Below are 18,672 nucleotides of genomic sequence, written 5' to 3' on the forward strand. Positions count from 1 at the left end.
AGCTCCCTGTGTTACCGCTCGACTTGCATGTGTTAGGCCTGCCGCCAGCGTTCAATCTGAGCCATGATCAAACTCTTCAATTTAAGTTTGATGCTCGTGAATTAAACTTCGTAATAAATTACGCATGTTCACTCAGAGACTTGGTATTCATTTTTCGTCTTGCGACGTTAAGAATCCATGTCACTTTGAGTGCCCACACAGATTGTCTGATAAATTGTTAAAGAGCAGTGCAACGCGGCTTTCGCTCACCGTTGCGAGGTCCCGTATATTACGTTTTCCTCATTCAGAGTCAAGTGATTATTTTCGCTTTTCTCTGTTGGCGTTCATCTCTGAACCCCGCTAACCCGGCGGCCTGCAAGCCGTTGTTCCGTGTCAGTGGAGGCGCATTATAGGGAGTTCTCAGACGTTGACAACCCCTCTTTTAAAAAAAACTTTCAACCGTCTCTTTTTTGCTCAAAACCGTGCTATAGCGCCAGTTTTTCGAGCGTTTCAAAGCCATAACGGCGTAAAACGGGTAAAAGTTGTTCAGTTTCTTTTGTTAACGCCATACAAAACGAGATATTCGCATCCGTAGATTTCGCATCCGGGGCTTCATGCTCCAGCAACCAGGCCGTACGACGGGCGATAGCCGCACCGGAATCCACCAGGCGAGTCCCCTCCGGCAGCACCTCTAATAACTCTTCCTGGAGTAGCGGGAAGTGGGTACAGCCCAACACAACGGTATCCGGGGGTTCAGACATCCGCAGCCACGGACGAAGAATACGACGCAGCTCGTCGAGTGATACCGCCTTGCCATGCAGCTTCGCTTCCGCCATCTCTACCAGCTCAGCCGAACCGAGCATCGCAATCTGGCATTCGTTGGCGAAACGGTCGATCAGCTCGCGGGTATAAGGACGCTTTACCGTACCTCGCGTGGCCAGCAGGCCCACAATGCCGTTCGCCGTCAGACGCGCGGCAGGCTTTATTGCCGGGACGACGCCCACAACCGGGAACTGGAATTTTTCACGCAGGGCGGGAAGAGAAACGGTGCTCGCCGTATTACACGCGATAACGGCCAGCGCAAGGGGATAACGCTGTTGTACCGCAGTGACGATTTCCACCACGCGCTCGACAATAAAATCTTCGCTCTTTTCCCCATACGGGAAAGCGACGTTATCGAAGGCGTAGATGTAATGGAGATCCGGCAGGAGATGCCGAATCTCATCATAGACCGAAAGCCCACCGACGCCGGAATCAAACACCAGCACGGTAGGGCGCGGATTAGAAGGTGTAGCTGCCAGACAAGGTGTATTCCCGTCCTGCAGTTTGGTAGCCATAAACTGTCTCGTAATCTTTATCGAACAGGTTGGCTATTTTACCACGAACTGTAAGGTGTGAGGTGACAGGATACGAAACTGCGACATCCCACAGGCTTACACCGCCCATTTTTACTTTCTCAGACGGGTAAGTACCAAAGTCAGTGTCGTAACGCGTACCGAGATAGTGATAAGTCAGGCTCCAGTCGAAATCATAGATCTGCGTGTCGAGCTGATATTTCACCTGCTGCTTAGCACGACGATCCAGAAGTTCGTTGGTTGCGGCATTTCGGGCATCCACGTAGTCATAGCCAACAGTATGCGTCAACGGACCCGTATCAAACGATGCTGTCGCTTCCACACCTTTAATGCGCGCTTTACCGACGTTGTAATATTGCTGAAGGTTATTATCGAAGTCGATGAGATTATCAACGTCATTACGGTAGCCGGATACGCGCCAGCTCACGCCCGCCGTCAGGCCTTCAAACGCACCTTCCCACTGCTTGCTCTCTTCTGGATCAAGATGGTCATTGCCATAGAAACCGTAGAGTTGACCCAGATTCGGTGCCTTATAGGCCGTACCATAAGAAGCAACGAAACGGTAACCCTCCACGAACTCCCAGGCCGCACTGCTTTGCCAGGTGCCATGACGACCGAACTGAGAGTTGTCATCGCTGCGAACAGCCCCTTCCAGGGTGAAGTCACCAAACTGCTGCAGCCCGGTCAGGTAGACGCCGGTGTTACGCAGGTCGTAGCCGTTGGTCACGTAGTTTGTACCCGGCTCGGTGCTCTGCTTCTGCCAGTCAATGCCCGCGCCAATGTTCCCATGGCCAACATCAACGGAGTTGAGCCACTGGACGTTGTACTGTTTGATTTCATCCAGCGTGGCTGTCGAATCGTAGCGGCCTAAATTTGGGTCGTAGTTATAGTCCTTGCTGTGGCTATAGCTGGTGAGCAGCTGCGAATGGAAGATGTCATCGTTGAAGCGCAATCCTGCATCCCAGGTCTGGCTATAGAGCTGGCGGGTATCGACCAGTACGTCAGGGGTAAAGGAGCTGTAGTAGCCGTCGTAGGCCGTACGGTTGCTGTAGCCAAAGCCGCGAACAAAACCGCTCCACTGGTCTGAGAATGCGTGATCCAGTGCGCCGTAGAGCGTTTTATTCATAAAGCCGTCGCGATCGGTCTGGGCAAGGCCACCATTGTTGCCGTCCGCAACCACATCAAACCCTTTGGTATAGGTGTAATCACCCGCAAGCGTGACGCGCGTGCTGTCGCCCAGTGTTTGCTGAGTACTGCCGCCATAATTCTGGTAGCCGTGTGAGCCTACGCCAGCATTCAGCGTGGTACCGTCCTTCGCACGAGTAGTAATAATGTTTACGACACCACCAATCGCATCTGAGCCGTATACCGCCGAACGCGGTCCACGAACATATTCGATTCGCTGCACCAGGGAGATTGGGAACTGGCTGAGATCGGACGACCCCGTGACGCCCGCCTGGTTAAGGCGGATCCCATCAACAAGGATCAGGACGTGGCTGGAGTTGGTGCCACGGATAAAGAGAGAGGAGAGTTGCCCCATCCCACCACTTTGCGCCGTATCCACGCCGGGCAGGCGGCGCATAACATCCAGGAGCGAGGTTGACTGCCAACGGTCAATATCGGCACGCGTAACAACCGTGTTTGCAGCCAGAATAGTTTTTTCAGGTTGTTCAAAACGATTTGCCGTCACCACCAACGAGTCTGCGCTATCCTGCGCCCAGCCCGAAAATGCCGTGACGGACAACGCCGTCAACAGCGATACTTTTTTAATCATTGTTAAAGCATCCACAATATAAGAAGGATGCCGCAGGCCTCATCGATAGCACGCGATGATGAAACCAAATGCGACGTGATCCCGGCAGGTCTTCGGGCTAGGTGGCTATATAAGGATGAAGACTTCCCATTTTCACAGTGTCTACAACGCTCATCCCGCCAGTCTTTACCGCTGCGCGTCAGCTCCAGATTTACACTGGATTCCCTTTTCACTCTCAGGAGACCGGAAACAGAATGCTACAATTAGACACGTATGGATGTCCAGACAGCTATTGGCCATTAAATCTGGACATCCCCTGAACAATGCCTACAATCGCCGCGTAATTCTTTATCACTCAGGACGCATCATGACCCCAGAACACCTCCCGACAGAACAGTACGACGCGCAGCTGGCAGAGAAAGTCGTCCGCCTGCAAAGTATGATGACGCCTTTCAACGCGCCCGTTCCCGAGGTGTTCCGCTCTCCTGTCAGCCACTACCGCATGCGTGCCGAGTTCCGCATCTGGCACGACGGTGACGACCTGTACCACATCATTTTCGATCAGCAGACGAAATCCCGCATTCGCGTGGACAGCTTCCCGGCAGCGAGCGAGCTTATCAATCAGCTGATGACGCTGATCGTTGAAGGCGTGCGTAACAACCCGGTGCTGCGCCACAAGCTGTTCCAGATTGACTACCTGACCACGCAAAGTAACCAGGCGATTGTCTCACTGCTGTACCACAAAGCCCTGAACGACGAGTGGCGCGAGCAGGCCGAAGCCCTGCGTGATGCGCTGCGTGCGCAGAACATCAACGTTCACCTGATTGGCCGTGCGACAAAAACCAAAATCATGCTGGATCAGGACTACGTCGACGAGCGCCTGTCGGTGGCGGGTAAAGAGATGGTCTATCGTCAGGTGGAGAACAGTTTTACCCAGCCGAACGCCGCGATGAACGTGCAGATGCTGGAGTGGGCGCTGAAGGCGACGGAAGGGTCTAAGGGCGATCTGCTTGAACTCTACTGCGGTAACGGCAACTTCTCGCTGGCACTGGCGCGTAACTTCGATCGCGTTCTGGCAACCGAAATCGCCAAACCGTCGGTGGCCGCCGCGCAGTACAACATTGCCGCCAACCATATCGACAACGTGCAGATCGTTCGTATGGCCGCAGAAGAGTTCACGCAGGCCATGAACGGCGTACGCCAGTTTAACCGTCTGGAAGGAATCGATCTGAAGAGCTACCAGTGTGAGACGATTTTTGTCGACCCGCCGCGCAGTGGCCTGGACAGCGAAACCGAGAAGATGGTGCAGGCGTACCCGCGTATTTTGTACATCTCCTGTAACCCGGAGACGCTGTGCAAGAACCTGGAAACGTTAAGCCAGACGCACAAGGTTGAACGTCTGGCGCTGTTCGATCAGTTCCCGTATACGCACCATATGGAGTGCGGCGTACTGCTCACGGCGAAGTAATGTGGCCTTGTAGGGCAGGTAAGCGAAGCGCCACCTGCCAAAAAAGCCGGATGGCGCTTCGCTTATCCGGCCTACAAAACCCTATCTACTCCGGTAACTGGCTCTTACGGCTACGCATGCGCGAGCCAATCCAGAACACCAGCGCAACAGACAGTACCGCAGGGAAGAAGTTAGAGCCGATATCCGGATACTCCGCGCGCACCACCGTGCTGTACAGCAATACGCCCAGAATAAAGCAGGCGGCGGCCAGCCCCGGTAACCCCACCGGCATGGTGCGGTTCAGGTAGCGTTGATGCAGGCAGTACACCGTCAGCACCAGCGCAATAAGCGGGAAAATCGAAAACGGCACGATGGAGCTAAAAATAGCGGCGAACGTACCATTAATGGATAAGCCAGCGATCAATGCCAGCAACAGCGTCCCTTTATCCTGACCTGACTGTTTCATTACTCACCTTCACTCTTCGGTTTGATGTGCCAGTTTCTCTTGTTCACGGCGATACCAGTAGTACGCGCCTTTGGAGATCATCCTGAGCTGCAATACCAGTCGCTCTTCAAGCTGCTTGCGTTGTTCAATGCTGACATCCAGCGCTTCGGCACCTGCGCTGAAAACAATCGTCACCATCGCCTCGGCCTGTGCTTCGGTAAACGCACGCGGCATATGGTTTTCGAGTTCAAGATAGTCGGCAAGTTCCGCGATGAAGTGCTGAATTTCACGCGCGACGGCGGCACGAAACGCCGCCGACGTGCCCGAACGCTCGCGCAGAAGCAAACGAAACGCGTTGGGGTTGTTGCCGATAAATTCCATAAAGGTCGACACGGAGGTACGGATCACGCTGCCGCCTTTGGCGATACGCTGACGCGCCTGGCGCATCAGCTGGCGCAGCATCAAACCGCTCTCGTCGACCATGGTCAGGCCCAGTTCATCCACATCACGGAAGTGACGATAGAAGGACGTTGGCGCAATCCCGGCCTCGCGTGCAACCTCGCGCAGGCTCAAACTGGCAAAACTTCGCTCAGCACTCAGTTGACTGAATGCGGCTTCCACCAGCGAACGCCGGGTTTTCTCTTTTTGTTGTGCTCTTACGCCCATCACGATAGTTGAATCCTTCCAAAGGCCTGATGGCACTATACCAGAGAATAAAATTAATCTGTTTACCTGGCTTTGTGAATGATTGTTTACGTGCGGTTTGTGCTCCACTGCCGGAAAAAAGCACAACGATAATTGGGTTACTCTGGCAATGATGTTATGATTCTGTTGCTTTTATGTATAAGAACAGGTAAGCCTTACCATGCCACATTCCTACGATTACGACGCAATAGTTATTGGTTCCGGCCCCGGCGGCGAAGGCGCTGCTATGGGTCTGGTGAAACAGGGAGCCAGAGTAGCGGTCATTGAGCGCTACCATAATGTCGGCGGCGGTTGCACCCACTGGGGCACCATCCCTTCGAAAGCCCTCCGCCACGCCGTTAGCCGCATTATCGAATTTAACCAGAATCCTCTTTACAGCGACCACTCCCGACTTCTTCGTTCCTCTTTTGCCGACATCCTGAATCACGCGGATACCGTCATTAACCAGCAGACGCGCATGCGTCAGGGGTTTTATGAGCGTAACCACTGTGAAATTTTGCAGGGCAACGCGCATTTTGTGGATGAACACACCCTGGCACTCGAATGCCACGACGGATCGGTTGAAACCATCACCGCTGAAAAATTTGTGATTGCCTGCGGTTCACGTCCGTACCATCCGGCCGACGTGGACTTCTCGCACCCGCGCGTCTACGACAGCGACTCGATTCTGAGCCTGCACCATGAACCCCGCCACGTCATTATCTATGGCGCAGGGGTCATTGGTTGCGAATATGCGTCGATCTTCCGCGGAATGGACGTCAAAGTTGACCTGATCAATACTCGCGACCGCCTGCTGGCCTTCCTCGATCAGGAGATGTCGGACTCCCTCTCCTACCACTTCTGGAACAGCGGCGTGGTCATTCGCCACAACGAAGAGTACGAGAAGATCGAAGGCTGCGACGACGGGGTGATCATGCACCTCAAGTCAGGCAAGAAGCTGAAAGCGGACTGCCTGCTGTACGCAAACGGCCGTACCGGCAACACCGATTCCCTGCAGCTGGAAAATATCGGGCTTGAAACCGACAGCCGCGGTCAGCTGAAGGTCAACAGCATGTATCAGACCGCCCTGCCGCACGTTTACGCGGTCGGCGACGTGATTGGCTACCCAAGCCTGGCCTCCGCCGCTTACGACCAGGGACGCATTGCGGCTCAGGCGCTGGTGAAGGGCGAAGCGACGGCGCATCTGATCGAAGATATCCCGACGGGTATCTACACCATCCCGGAAATCAGCTCAGTCGGCAAAACCGAGCAGCAGCTGACGTCAATGAAGGTGCCTTACGAGGTGGGTCGTGCGCAGTTTAAACATCTGGCGCGGGCGCAAATCGTGGGGATGAGCGTGGGTACGCTGAAAATTCTGTTCCATCGCGAGACGAAAGAGATCCTCGGGATTCACTGCTTTGGTGAACGCGCCGCGGAAATCATTCATATCGGCCAGGCGATCATGGAGCAGAAAGGTGGTGGTAACACCATTGAGTACTTCGTCAACACCACCTTTAACTACCCGACCATGGCGGAAGCCTATCGGGTAGCCGCGCTGAACGGCTTAAACCGCCTGTTTTAACGCGCTGTCAAAATGGCCATCCATCGCACCGCGGATGGCCTCTGCCAGCTGCTCATAGCGGCTGCGCAGCGGTGAACCCGGGCGATAAACCAGGCCAATCGTACGACGCGGCTCTGGCTTAATGCACGGCAAGTAGACCACGCCATCACGCTTACGCTCGTGCGGCACCGCCAGCGCAGGCAGCAGCGTAATACCGCTTCCCGCCGCGACCATATTTCGCAGGGTTTCCAGGCTGGTTGCGCGGAAGTGGGTATCTTCATCAGCACCCGCTTCGAAACAGAAGCCCATCGCCTGGTCGCGCAGGCAGTGGCCATCTTCCAGCATCAGCAGCTTTTCACCCGCCAGATCGGCCATCGGCACGCGATCGCGGTTCGCCCACGGGTGATCTTCATAGATCGCCAGCATCATCGGCTCATCGAACAGCGGCACTTCAATAAAGGCTTCACTCTCTTTTACCAGTGCCAGAATGGCGCAGTCGAGCTTGCCGCTGTCCAGCTGCGCCAGCAGCTGATGCGTCTGCGCTTCATGCAGGTACATTTCGAGTTTCGGGAACGTCTGGTGCAGCATCGGAATGATGTGCGGTAACAGGTACGGGCCAACGGTTGGGATCAGGCCAATATGCAGCGGGCCGGACATCGCCTCCCCCTGCTGGCTTGCCATTTCCTTGAGCACTTTGACCTCGCGCAGCACGGTGCGCGCCTGATCCACCAGCAGAAGACCTGCCTGTGTGAACAGAACCTTACGACTGGTGCGCTCCAGCAGCATCACGCCCAGCTCGTCTTCAAGCTTGCGGATCTGGCCGCTCAGCGTGGGCTGGCTGACGTGGCAGGAATCTGCCGCGCGGCGAAAGTGACGATGCTCGGCTAACGCTACCAGGTATTCAAGATCACGAATATTCATTATTCATCCTCCGTCGCCACGATAGTTCATGGCGATAGATAGCATAGCAACGAACGATTATCCCTATCAAGCATTCTGTTGAATAATACACCACATAGACGAGGCGGCACGTGTTTGACCCTTGACGTCCCCGCCACCGTCAGCGAGTTTCTCTCAAAACTCGAACAACTAAAGCCAACGTGAACTTTTGCGGACCCCGTGGTCCGCTTTTTTTTTGCGTAAAAAAGCCCAACTCAGGGTTGGGCTGGGGTTTTGTAGGTCGGGTAAGGCGAAGCCGCCACCCGACGTTTCAGACATCAAATCAGGCGGTTTTTCGCCTCCGCAATGGCCTGCGCCACCTGCTTCGGCGACACGCCGCCTTTTGCAGCACGCTTGTCCAGGCAGGACTGCAGCGCCAGTATCGGATACACATCATCCCCGATAGCCGCGCTGAATTTTTGCAGGTCGGCCAGCGCCAGATCTTCCAGCGGTTTACCCTGACGAATGGCTTCCACTACCGCTTCACCGACAATATGGTGCGCTTCACGGAACGGCACGCCCTTCGCCACCAGATAATCCGCCAGCTCGGTCGCGTTCGCATAGCCCTGCTGCGCCGCTTCCTGACAGCGCGGACGCTTCACCTGAATGCCGTCCAGCACCAGCGCGCCCATATGCAGACAGTCGAGCCAGGTGTCGAGCGCGTCGAACAGCCCTTCTTTGTCTTCCTGCATATCTTTGTTGTACGCCAGCGGCAGCCCTTTAAGGGTCATCATCATGCCGGTCAGCGCGCCCTGCACGCGGCCACATTTCCCGCGGATCAGCTCCAGCGCGTCCGGGTTTTTCTTCTGCGGCATCAGGGATGAGCCTGACGTCACGCGATCGGACAGCTCAACGAAGCCCGCTTCACCGGAGTTAAAGAAGATCAGATCTTCGGCAAAGCGCGACAGGTGCACCATCCCGATAGAGGCATTGGAGAGCAACTCCAGCACGTGGTCACGGTCAGAGACGCTGTCCAGGCTGTTACGGGTGGCGGAGGCAAAGCCCAGCCAGCCTGCCAGCTGTTCACGGTCGATTTCGTAAGCGGTACCCGCCAGCGCGCCGCTGCCCAGCGGGCTGACGTCCAGACGCTTCAGGGTATCCTGCAGACGGCTTTCGTCACGCGCCAGCATCTCAACGTAGGCCAGACACCAGTGCGCAAAGGTCACCGGCTGCGCGCGCTGCAGGTGGGTATAACCCGGCATCACCGCGTCCTGATTGTTCTGTGCGGTCTCCACCAGCGCGGTCTGCAGCTGACGGTTAGCCGCCAGCAGCTCCGCGACGGTATCTTTACACCACAGCTTCAGGTCGGTCGCCACCTGGTCATTACGGCTACGCCCGGTATGGAGCTTTTTACCCAACTGGCCGACTTTGTCGATCAGTTTGCCTTCCACCCAGCTGTGAATATCTTCGGCATCGCTCTGCAGAATTTGCTGCGGATCCAGACGCACTTCTTCCAGCAGATTGTTCAGCGCCTCTTCCAGCTGCTGCTGTTCGTCTGCGGTCAGTACGCCAACGGTCACCAGCGCTTTGGACCAGGCCACAGAGCCGACGATATCCTGTTCGGCCAGGCGGTAGTCGAAGCGCAAAGAGTCGTTGAACTGTTTGAACCGCTGATCCGCTGCCTGTGTAAAACGCCCACCCCAAAGTGCCATAACGAATTTCCTTAATGATGATATTTTTGCCCGGTGGCGCTGCGCTTACCGGGCCTACAAAATTCACGTAGGCCGGATAAGCGAAGCGCCATCCGGCACAGAATCTTAAGCCAGAATACGCGTGCCAATCGGCGAGCCGTTAAACAGCGCCGGAAGCTGCTCCGCGTGACGCCAGGAGGCGATATCAACCGGACGGCCCAGCGTGCGCGCCGCATCCAGCGCGGCGTTCACTTTGACGATCATGCCGTCGGTGATGATGCCCTGCGCAATCAGCTGCTCGGCTTTTGCCGCAGTCATTTCCGCAATGCGCTGGCCTTTACCGTCCAGAATGCCGCTCACGTCGGAGAGCAGGATCAGGTCCGCACCCAGCGTTGCCGCCAGTGCAGTTGCCGCCTGGTCAGCGTTAACGTTCATCAGCTCGCCCTCTTCGGTCACGCCGATAGAGCTCACCACCGGCAGGAAACCGCCTTCCAGCAACGTGTTAATCAGCTTAGGCGAACCCGGCTGCGCCAGTCCAACGTGACCGAGCGCTTCGTCGAGCTGGGTCACTTTTACGCTGTCGCCATCGCCCAGATAGAGGCCAACGGAGGCAATGTGGTGTTTCTTCGCCCAGGACAGCAGGGTTTTGTTCGCCGTACCCGCCAGCGCACCGGTGATAATGTCAATCTGATCCGCAGGCGTCACGCGCAGGCCGTTCTTCTTGATCACCGGCAGGTTGAGCCCTTTCATCAGTTCATCCACCACGCAGCCGCCGCCGTGCACAATCACCAGCGGACGTTGGTGTGATTCGCGATAGTTCACCAGCGCGGTAAACAGACGCTCCAGCGCTTCTTCGCTGTCCAGCAGTACACCACCGAGTTTGATAATTAATGGGTTCATCATCACACCTTAAATAAGAGCCTGCGTTTCCGGGAAACCGAAACGAATATTTGCACACTGCATTGCCTGAGCGGCAGCGCCTTTCAGTAAGTTATCTTCTGCGGCCACCACGATGAGATGCTCACCCTGCACGGCAAAGCCGATGTCGCAGAACGGCAGGCCGACCACATTTTTCAGCGCCGGCACGCCTTTGTCGTACAGGCGCACCAGCGGTTTGTCCGCATACGCCTGCGTGAAGACCTCATTCACCTGCTCTTTGGTCACGCCCGGCTTCAGGCGGCAGGTAATGGTTTCGAGGATCCCACGCGGGAAGCTGCCCAGGTGCGGGGTGAAAATGACGTCCGCGCCCAGATGCGTCGTGATTTCAGGATGATGACGGTGGTTAAACACGCCATACGGCTGAAGGCTCACTTCGCAGAAGCTATTGGAGATCGCCGCCTTGCGTCCTGCACCGCTCACGCCGCTGGTGGCGTTGATCACCGGCCACTGGTTCAGATCCAGCAGACCCGCGTCGATCAGCGGCTTCAGGGAAAGCTGCGCCGCCGTCGGGTAGCAGCCCGGAACGGCAATCAGGTCCGCTTCTTTCAGTTTATCTGCGCTCCACTCCGCCAGGCCGTACACCGCTTTTTCAAGCAGATCCGGATGCTGATGGGTGAAACCGTAATATTTTTCGTAGAACGCGCCGTCGTTAACGCGGAACGCGCCGGAGAGGTCGAAGACCACGCAGCCAGCCGCAAGGAACTGCGGCGCCAGGTCGTGGCTGACCTCGTGCGCGGTGGCTAAAAACACCACGTCGACGCCGTCGGTAAACTCGCTGATGTCAGACATGGGCTGCAAAGGCAGATCGACCAGCCCCTTAAGCTGCGGATGCAAATCGGAAATTAACTTTCCTGCATCATTGCTTTGCGCTGACACGGTCAAAGCGGTTATGGTCATATGTGGATGGCGATTCACGTAGCTTACAAGCTCTGCGCCCGCATAACCGCTAGCGCCTACAATCAGCGTATTCAACATCGGGTTCCTTTATGCTCAACGTTAATGTATTTTTATTCACATTTATTGCATGGATATTGATACTATCACGACCTAAGGTGTGTCAACAATGAAAATGAACTTACCGCCATTTATCGAGATCTACCGCGCCCTGATTGCCACACCGTCCATCAGCGCAACGGAAGAAGCGCTGGATCAGAGCAATGAGTCTTTAATCAATCTGCTGGCGGGTTGGTTTAGCGATCTTGGGTTTAACGTTGAGGTTCAGCCCGTCCCCGGCACTCGCCACAAATTTAACCTGCTCGCCAGTACCGGAACCGGTGCGGGCGGCCTGCTGCTGGCCGGTCACACCGACACCGTGCCGTTTGACGATGGCCGCTGGACGCGCGATCCGTTCACCCTGACCGAGCACGACAACAAGCTCTACGGTCTGGGCACCGCAGACATGAAAGGCTTCTTCGCCTTTATCCTCGACGCGCTGCGTGACGTGGACGTGACGAAGCTGAAAAAACCGCTCTACATTCTGGCGACCGCTGATGAAGAGACCAGCATGGCGGGCGCACGCTACTTCTCAGAAAACACGTCGATTCGTCCGGATTGCGCGATCATCGGCGAGCCGACGTCTCTGCAACCGATTCGCGCACATAAAGGCCATATCTCTACCGCCGTGCGCGTGCTCGGCCAGTCCGGCCACTCCAGCGATCCGGCGCGGGGCGTCAACGCCATTGAGCTGATGCATGACGCCATCGGCCGCATCATGACCCTGCGCGACGATCTGAAAGAGCGTTACCACTATGAGGCGTTCACCGTGCCGTATCCAACGCTCAATCTCGGCAGCCTGCACGGCGGTGATGCCTCGAACCGTATCTGCGCCTGCTGCGAGCTGCACATGGACATCCGACCGCTGCCGGGCATGACCCTGAGCGATCTGGATGGTTTACTGAACGAAGCGCTGGCCCCGGTGAGTGAGCGCTGGCCTGGCCGCCTGACGGTCTCGGAACTGCACCCGCCGATCCCGGGTTACGAATGCCCGCCGGACCATCAGCTGGTCGAAGTGGTGGAAAAGCTGCTCGGTGAAAAAACTGACGTGGTGAATTACTGCACCGAAGCGCCGTTTATTCAGACGCTGTGCCCGACGCTGGTTCTTGGCCCCGGCTCCATCAACCAGGCGCACCAACCGGATGAATATCTTGAAACCCGCTTTATCAAGCCCACCCGCGAACTGATTACCCAGGTTGTACATCATTTCTGCTGGCATTAATGACCTTTCCCCTCTCGGAAGAGAGGGGAAAATCCCGCGATCTCCGTCACATTTCCATAAGCATCTCTTATCTGACGCAATGCGAATTAAATTTCGTAAATTGCCCACATTTATTCGTTTGCTGAACCGTTTTCGCAGCAATTGACGACGGGGGTTTTACGTGGCTTTATAAAGGGAGATGACAAAATAATGTCCAGAAGATTTTCGCCTGGGCATAAACAAAAATGATGGGGTGACTGGGTTTTTATGAACGAACAATATTCCGCGTTGCGTAGTAATGTCAGTATGCTCGGCAAAGTGCTTGGAGATACCATCAAAGATGCGTTGGGGGAGAACATCCTCGACCGCGTTGAAACCATCCGCAAGCTGTCTAAATCTTCCCGTGCCGGTAACGAGGCCAGTCGTCAGGAGCTGCTCACCACCTTGCAGAACCTCTCGAACGACGAGCTGCTGCCCGTTGCACGCGCATTCAGCCAGTTCCTGAACCTGGCCAACACCGCTGAGCAATACCACAGCATTTCGCCAAACGGCGAAGCGGCCAGCAACCCGGAAGTCATTGCCCGCACCCTTCGTAAACTGAAAGACCAGCCAGACCTCAACGAAGCCACCATCAAAAAAGCGGTGGAGTCACTTTCGCTGGAGCTGGTACTGACCGCTCACCCAACCGAGATCACCCGTCGCACCCTGATCCACAAAATGGTGGAAGTGAACAACTGCCTGAAGCAGCTGGATAACAAAGACATTGCCGACTATGAACGCAACCAGCTGATGCGCCGCCTGCGCCAGCTGATTGCTCAGTCCTGGCACACCGATGAAATTCGTAAGCATCGCCCAAGCCCGGTCGACGAAGCTAAATGGGGCTTTGCGGTGGTGGAAAACAGCCTGTGGGAAGGGGTACCGAACTACCTGCGCGAGCTGAACGAACAGCTGGAAGCGAACCTGGGCTACCGTCTGCCGGTCGACTTTGTGCCGGTCCGCTTTACCTCCTGGATGGGCGGCGACCGCGACGGCAACCCAAACGTCACCGCAGAAATCACCCGTCACGTCCTGCTGCTGAGCCGCTGGAAAGCGACCGATCTGTTCCTGAAAGACATTCAGGTACTGATCTCCGAGCTGTCGATGGTAGAAGCGACGCCGGAACTGCGCGCGCTGGCCGGTGAAGAAGGCGCCAGCGAGCCGTACCGTTTCCTGATGAAAAAACTGCGCGGTCAGCTGATGGCTACTCAGGCCTGGCTGGAAGCGCGCCTGAAAGGCCAGCGTCTGCCAAAACCAGAAGGGCTGCTGAGCCAGAACGAACAGCTTTGGGAGCCGCTGTACGCCTGTTATAAATCGCTGCAGGCCTGCGGGATGGGCATCATTGCCAACGGCGAACTGCTCGACACCCTGCGTCGCGTGAAGTGTTTCGGCGTGCCGCTGGTACGTATCGACGTGCGTCAGGAAAGTACCCGTCATACCGAAGCGCTGGGCGAGCTGACCCGCTATCTCGGCATCGGCGACTATGAAAGCTGGTCCGAAGCCGACAAACAGGCGTTCCTGATCCGCGAGCTGAACTCCAAGCGCCCTCTGCTGCCGCGCAACTGGGAGCCAAGCAACGATACCCGCGAAGTGCTCAACACCTGTAAAGCGATCGTGGACGCACCGAAAGGATCGGTCGCCGCCTATGTGATCTCCATGGCGAAAACCCCATCCGACGTGCTGGGCGTTCACCTCCTGCTGAAAGAAGCGGGAATCGACTACGCCCTGCCTGTCGCCCCGCTGTTTGAGACCCTCGACGACCTGAACAACGCCAACGACGTGATGAGCCAACTGCTGAACATCGACTGGTATCGCGGCTTTATTCAGGGCAAACAGATGGTGATGATCGGCTATTCCGACTCCGCAAAAGATGCGGGCGTAATGGCGGCATCCTGGGCGCAGTATCAGGCGCAGGACGCACTGATCAAAACCTGCGAGAAAGCCGGTATCGAGCTGACCCTGTTCCACGGACGCGGTGGCTCCATTGGCCGTGGCGGCGCGCCAGCACACGCGGCACTGCTGTCACAGCCGCCGGGAAGCCTGAAAGGCGGCCTGCGCGTGACCGAGCAGGGCGAGATGATCCGCTTCAAGTACGGCCTGCCGGAAGTGACCATCAGCAGCCTGTCGCTTTATACCAGCGCGATCCTGGAAGCCAACCTGCTGCCACCGCCGGAGCCGAAAGCCTCCTGGTGCCACATCATGGACGAGCTGTCGGCTATCTCCTGCGATCTGTACCGCGGCTACGTGCGTGAAAACAAAGATTTCGTGCCTTACTTCCGTTCAGCCACGCCTGAGCAGGAGCTGGGTAAACTTCCGCTGGGCTCGCGTCCTGCCAAGCGTCGTCCGACCGGCGGCGTTGAATCCCTGCGTGCAATCCCGTGGATCTTTGCCTGGACGCAGAACCGCTTAATGCTGCCCGCCTGGCTGGGTGCCGGTGCCGCACTGCAAAAAGTGGTGGAAGACGGTAAACAGAGCGAACTGGAAACCATGTGCCGCGACTGGCCGTTCTTCTCTACCCGTCTGGGAATGCTGGAGATGGTCTTCTCGAAGGCCGACCTGTGGCTGGCGGAATACTACGATCAGCGCCTGGTGAAGCCAGACCTGTGGGCGCTGGGCAAAGAGCTGCGCGAACTGCTGGAAGGCGACATCAAAGTGGTGCTGGACATCGCTAACGACTCACACCTGATGGCGGACCTGCCGTGGATTGCCGAGTCTATCCAGCTGCGTAACATCTACACCGACCCGCTGAACGTCCTGCAGGCAGAGCTGCTGCACCGTTCGCGTCTGGCAGAAGAAGAAGGGAAAGAGCCGGATCCACGCGTTGAACAGGCGCTGATGGTGACGATTGCGGGCGTTGCGGCGGGTATGCGTAACACTGGCTAATGCTTTACGCCCGGCGGCGCTGCGCTTGCACGGGCCTACGATAAGTAGGCCGGGTAAGCGTTAGCGCCACCCGGCAAATTTCGGTAGTCTGCTTATGCATTCCGATATCACCCAGATTTTGACAGACCTGGTGAACCGCACGTTACCGCTGGGTCAGATTCATTTCTCAGCGCTGGCTGAACAGCATCCCCGAACCTCTCCCTGCCTCGGCATTACCCTTGACACACCCTGCGAGGCGATTTTTTCTTTTTTTGGACAAATTACGCATCCTGCGCCTCACGCCCTGAGCATACATTTCGGTAAGCAGCAGCTTACAATCGAGTTACAGCATGACAATGTGCTCTTACAACAACTCCAGGTTGCCCGACGTGGTCCGCGAACGGGGGCTTTTCTTCTGCAAACGCTCACCGAATTACAGATGCAGCCAGAAGAGCAGGACACAGCAAGGCTGGTGGTTTTAAGCCTGCTCAGCCACTGCCGGGATCTGCTTGGAAGCGAAATTCACACCGACAGCCGCAGCCGGGCACTGTTCGAAGCCGTTCGGAGCTATATCGAAGAAAATTATGCCTCTTTGTTAACTCGCGAATCCGTGGCACAGGCGTTCTACATCTCACCAAACTACCTTTCCCATCTATTCCAGAAAGTCGGCAGCGTCGGATTCAATGAATATTTAACAAAAACGCGCCTGGAACAAGCGCGTCAGCTGCTGAAAGGCTACGATCTCAAAATTAAAGATATCGCCACACGCTGTGGATTTACGGACAGCAACTACTTTTGCCGTCTCTTTCGCAAGCACACCGAACGTTCCCCTTCCGAATATCGACGCCAGTACCACAGCCAGCTGATCGCCAAAAAGTAGCATTGTGATCGCTCTCTCACTTCGCCAAGGACATTACATTTGTCCAGTATTTGGCAAAATTGACCTGTATTCGCCGCGCCTGGGTGCGCCGTATCCTTTATTCAACCTTTCTGACTTAAGGAAAAATAATGGAACTGTACCTGGATACCGCCAACGTGGCGGAAGTAGAACGCCTGGCGCGCATCTTTCCCATCGCGGGCGTCACCACCAACCCGAGCATCATTGCCGCCAGCCGTGAATCCATCTGGGACGTGCTGCCGCGCCTGCAACAAGCCATCGGGCCGGAAGGCACGCTGTTTGCTCAAACCATGAGCCGCGATGCCGAAGGCATGGTGGCAGAAGCCAAACGTCTGAGTAACGCCATTCCGGGCATTGTGGTGAAAATCCCGGTGACGGCTCAGGGACTTATCGCAATTAAGGCCTTGAAAAAAGAGGGGATAACCACGCTGGGCACCGCCGTTTACAGCGCGGCGCAGGGGTTGCTCGCCGCACTCGCAGGGGCGAAATATGTCGCGCCGTACGTCAACCGCGTCGACGCGCAGGGCGGTGACGGCATTCGCATGGTTCAGGAACTGCAGTCCCTGCTGGAGCTGCACGCGCCGGACAGTAAAGTGCTGGCCGCCAGCTTCAAAACGCCGCGTCAGGCGCTCGACTGCCTGTTGGCAGGATGTGAAGCAATCACGCTTCCCTTAGACGTAGCGCAACACATGCTCGGTACGCCGGCGGTAGAGTCAGCCATAGAGAAGTTCGAGCAGGACTGGAAAAACGCGTTTGGTAACCTCAACCTCTAAGGGAGAACTGTTATGGACCGTATCATTCAATCGCCGGGGAAATATATCCAGGGCGCGGATGTGCTGACCCGTCTAGGTGACTATCTGAAACCCCTGTCAAACCGCTGGCTGGTCGTCGGCGATAAGTTTGTGCTGGGTTTTGCCGAAGACACCCTGCGCCAGAGTTTTAAAAAAGCCGAACTGCATGCCGAAATTGCGCCGTTTGGCGGCGAATGTTCGCAAAATGAAATCGATCGTCTGAAAAGGCTGGCCGACAGCGCCGACTGCCTGGCGGTGCTGGGTATTGGTGGCGGTAAAACGCTGGATACCGCGAAAGCGCTGGCTCACTTTATGGACGTGCCGGTCGCCATTGCGCCGACTATCGCTTCCACCGACGCGCCGTGCAGCGCCCTTTCCGTTATCTACACCGACAGCGGCGAGTTCGATCGCTACCTGATGCTGCCGCACAACCCGAACATGGTCATTGTGGATACGAAAGTGGTAGCAGGTGCGCCTGCACGTCTGCTGGCCGCCGGGATTGGCGACGCGCTGGCGACCTGGTTTGAAGCACGCGCCTGCTCGCGCAGCGGCGCGACCACTATGGCCGGGGGTAAATGCACACAGGCGGCATTAGCGCTCGCCGAGCTGTGCTACAACACGCTGGTTGAAGAGGGTGAAAAAGCGATGCTGGCGGCGGAACAGCATGTGGTGACGCCTGCGCTGGAACGCATTATCGAAGCCAACACCTATCTCAGCGGCGTCGGCTTTGAAAGTGGCGGGCTAGCGGCTGCACACGCTATTCATAACGGCATGACGGCGGTGCCGGACGCGCATCACTTCTATCATGGGGAGAAAGTGGCGTTTGGTACGCTGACGCAGCTGGTGCTGGAAAACGCGCCAGTAGAAGAAATTGAGACCGTCGCGGCGCTTTGCCACAGCGTAGGGCTGCCGATCACCCTGGCACAGCTGAACATCAAAGAGGATATTCCGGCCAAAATGCGTCTGATCGCCGAAGCCTCATGTGCGGAAGGAGAAACGATCCACAACATGCCGGGGGGCGTCACGCCGGATCAGGTGTATGCGGCGCTGCTGGTGGCAGACCAGTATGGACAGCGATTCCTGCAGGAGTGGGAATAATAAAAAAGCCGGGTGGCGCTGCGCTTACCCGGCCTACATGGCACTTTAATTTGTAGGCCG

Annotated in this window: 15 protein-coding genes, 1 rRNA gene and 1 riboswitch; of the genes, 7 read left to right on the forward strand and 9 right to left on the reverse strand. The window is 56.5% G+C overall.

What is annotated here, in order from left to right:
• From FHC52_RS15555 to btuB, 3 genes are all read right to left on the reverse strand, one after another.
• A 16S ribosomal RNA gene (locus FHC52_RS15555) occupies positions 1-83 on the reverse strand; the annotation flags it as partial.
• Positions 84-464: 381 nt separating this feature from the next.
• Entirely contained in the window at positions 465-1,316 is an 852-nt protein-coding gene (murI, locus tag FHC52_RS15560) for a glutamate racemase (protein ID WP_220420141.1), read from the reverse strand.
• Entirely contained in the window at positions 1,261-3,108 is a 1,848-nt protein-coding gene (gene btuB / locus FHC52_RS15565) for a TonB-dependent vitamin B12 receptor BtuB (protein WP_220420142.1), read from the reverse strand. The genes murI and btuB overlap by 56 nt, the downstream gene beginning before the upstream one ends.
• Before the next feature lie 65 nt (positions 3,109-3,173).
• Positions 3,174-3,350: riboswitch (cobalamin riboswitch) on the reverse strand.
• Between the two features lie 104 nt (positions 3,351-3,454).
• Between btuB and trmA the strand changes: the two genes are divergently transcribed.
• Positions 3,455-4,555: a tRNA (uridine(54)-C5)-methyltransferase TrmA gene (gene trmA / locus FHC52_RS15570; RefSeq protein WP_045352999.1), complete on the forward strand. Its 1,101-nt coding sequence runs from the start codon at positions 3,455-3,457 to the stop codon at positions 4,553-4,555.
• An 85-nt stretch (positions 4,556-4,640) separates the two neighbouring features.
• On the opposite strand, the gene FHC52_RS15575 is transcribed toward trmA, so the two are convergent.
• Both FHC52_RS15575 and fabR read right to left on the reverse strand, forming a co-directional pair.
• Complete coding sequence (locus FHC52_RS15575) at positions 4,641-5,000, reverse strand: YijD family membrane protein (RefSeq protein ID WP_008501783.1); 360 nt, start codon at positions 4,998-5,000, stop codon at positions 4,641-4,643.
• A gap of 9 nt (positions 5,001-5,009) precedes the next feature.
• On the reverse strand, positions 5,010-5,648 hold the full coding sequence (fabR, locus tag FHC52_RS15580) for an HTH-type transcriptional repressor FabR (protein ID WP_008501784.1): 639 nt from the start codon (positions 5,646-5,648) through the stop codon (positions 5,010-5,012).
• A 196-nt stretch (positions 5,649-5,844) separates the two neighbouring features.
• On the opposite strand from fabR, the gene sthA reads away from it, so the two are divergent.
• Positions 5,845-7,245, forward strand: coding sequence for a Si-specific NAD(P)(+) transhydrogenase (gene sthA, locus FHC52_RS15585; protein WP_008501785.1), 1,401 nt, complete (start codon positions 5,845-5,847; stop codon positions 7,243-7,245).
• Here sthA and oxyR read toward each other — a convergent pair.
• The 4 genes from oxyR to argC form a co-directional block, all read right to left on the reverse strand.
• Positions 7,228-8,145 (reverse strand): DNA-binding transcriptional regulator OxyR, encoded by a 918-nt coding sequence (gene oxyR / locus FHC52_RS15590; protein ID WP_008501786.1) that lies wholly within the window; start codon positions 8,143-8,145, stop codon positions 7,228-7,230. The genes sthA and oxyR overlap by 18 nt on opposite strands.
• Before the next feature lie 296 nt (positions 8,146-8,441).
• Positions 8,442-9,815 (reverse strand): argininosuccinate lyase, encoded by a 1,374-nt coding sequence (argH, locus tag FHC52_RS15595; RefSeq protein WP_063616230.1) that lies wholly within the window; start codon positions 9,813-9,815, stop codon positions 8,442-8,444.
• A gap of 105 nt (positions 9,816-9,920) precedes the next feature.
• A complete protein-coding gene (gene argB, locus FHC52_RS15600) occupies positions 9,921-10,697 on the reverse strand; it encodes an acetylglutamate kinase (protein WP_102063213.1) in 777 nt (258 codons plus the stop codon).
• Between the two features lie 6 nt (positions 10,698-10,703).
• Positions 10,704-11,708, reverse strand: coding sequence for an N-acetyl-gamma-glutamyl-phosphate reductase (gene argC / locus FHC52_RS15605; protein WP_008501789.1), 1,005 nt, complete (start codon positions 11,706-11,708; stop codon positions 10,704-10,706).
• Between the two features lie 88 nt (positions 11,709-11,796).
• Between argC and argE the strand changes: the two genes are divergently transcribed.
• From argE to FHC52_RS15630, 5 genes are all read left to right on the forward strand, one after another.
• Positions 11,797-12,948 carry an acetylornithine deacetylase gene (gene argE / locus FHC52_RS15610; protein ID WP_008501790.1) on the forward strand — a complete coding sequence of 384 codons (1,152 nt, stop codon included), beginning with the start codon at positions 11,797-11,799 and terminating at the stop codon, positions 12,946-12,948.
• A gap of 246 nt (positions 12,949-13,194) precedes the next feature.
• The gene (ppc, locus tag FHC52_RS15615; RefSeq protein ID WP_063616228.1) at positions 13,195-15,846 is read left to right on the forward strand and encodes a phosphoenolpyruvate carboxylase; all 2,652 of its coding nucleotides are present in this window, start codon (positions 13,195-13,197) and stop codon (positions 15,844-15,846) included.
• A 94-nt stretch (positions 15,847-15,940) separates the two neighbouring features.
• The gene (locus tag FHC52_RS15620) at positions 15,941-16,705 is read left to right on the forward strand and encodes an AraC family transcriptional regulator (protein WP_063616227.1); all 765 of its coding nucleotides are present in this window, start codon (positions 15,941-15,943) and stop codon (positions 16,703-16,705) included.
• 128 nt (positions 16,706-16,833) lie between these two features.
• Positions 16,834-17,496, forward strand: coding sequence for a fructose-6-phosphate aldolase (gene fsa / locus FHC52_RS15625; RefSeq protein ID WP_021242818.1), 663 nt, complete (start codon positions 16,834-16,836; stop codon positions 17,494-17,496).
• Between the two features lie 12 nt (positions 17,497-17,508).
• Positions 17,509-18,612: a glycerol dehydrogenase gene (locus FHC52_RS15630; RefSeq protein WP_063616226.1), complete on the forward strand. Its 1,104-nt coding sequence runs from the start codon at positions 17,509-17,511 to the stop codon at positions 18,610-18,612.
• Positions 18,613-18,672: the final 60 nt, after the last annotated feature.

The organism is Enterobacter sp. EC_64 (assembly GCF_019584165.1).
GTDB lineage: Bacteria > Pseudomonadota > Gammaproteobacteria > Enterobacterales > Enterobacteriaceae > Enterobacter > Enterobacter roggenkampii.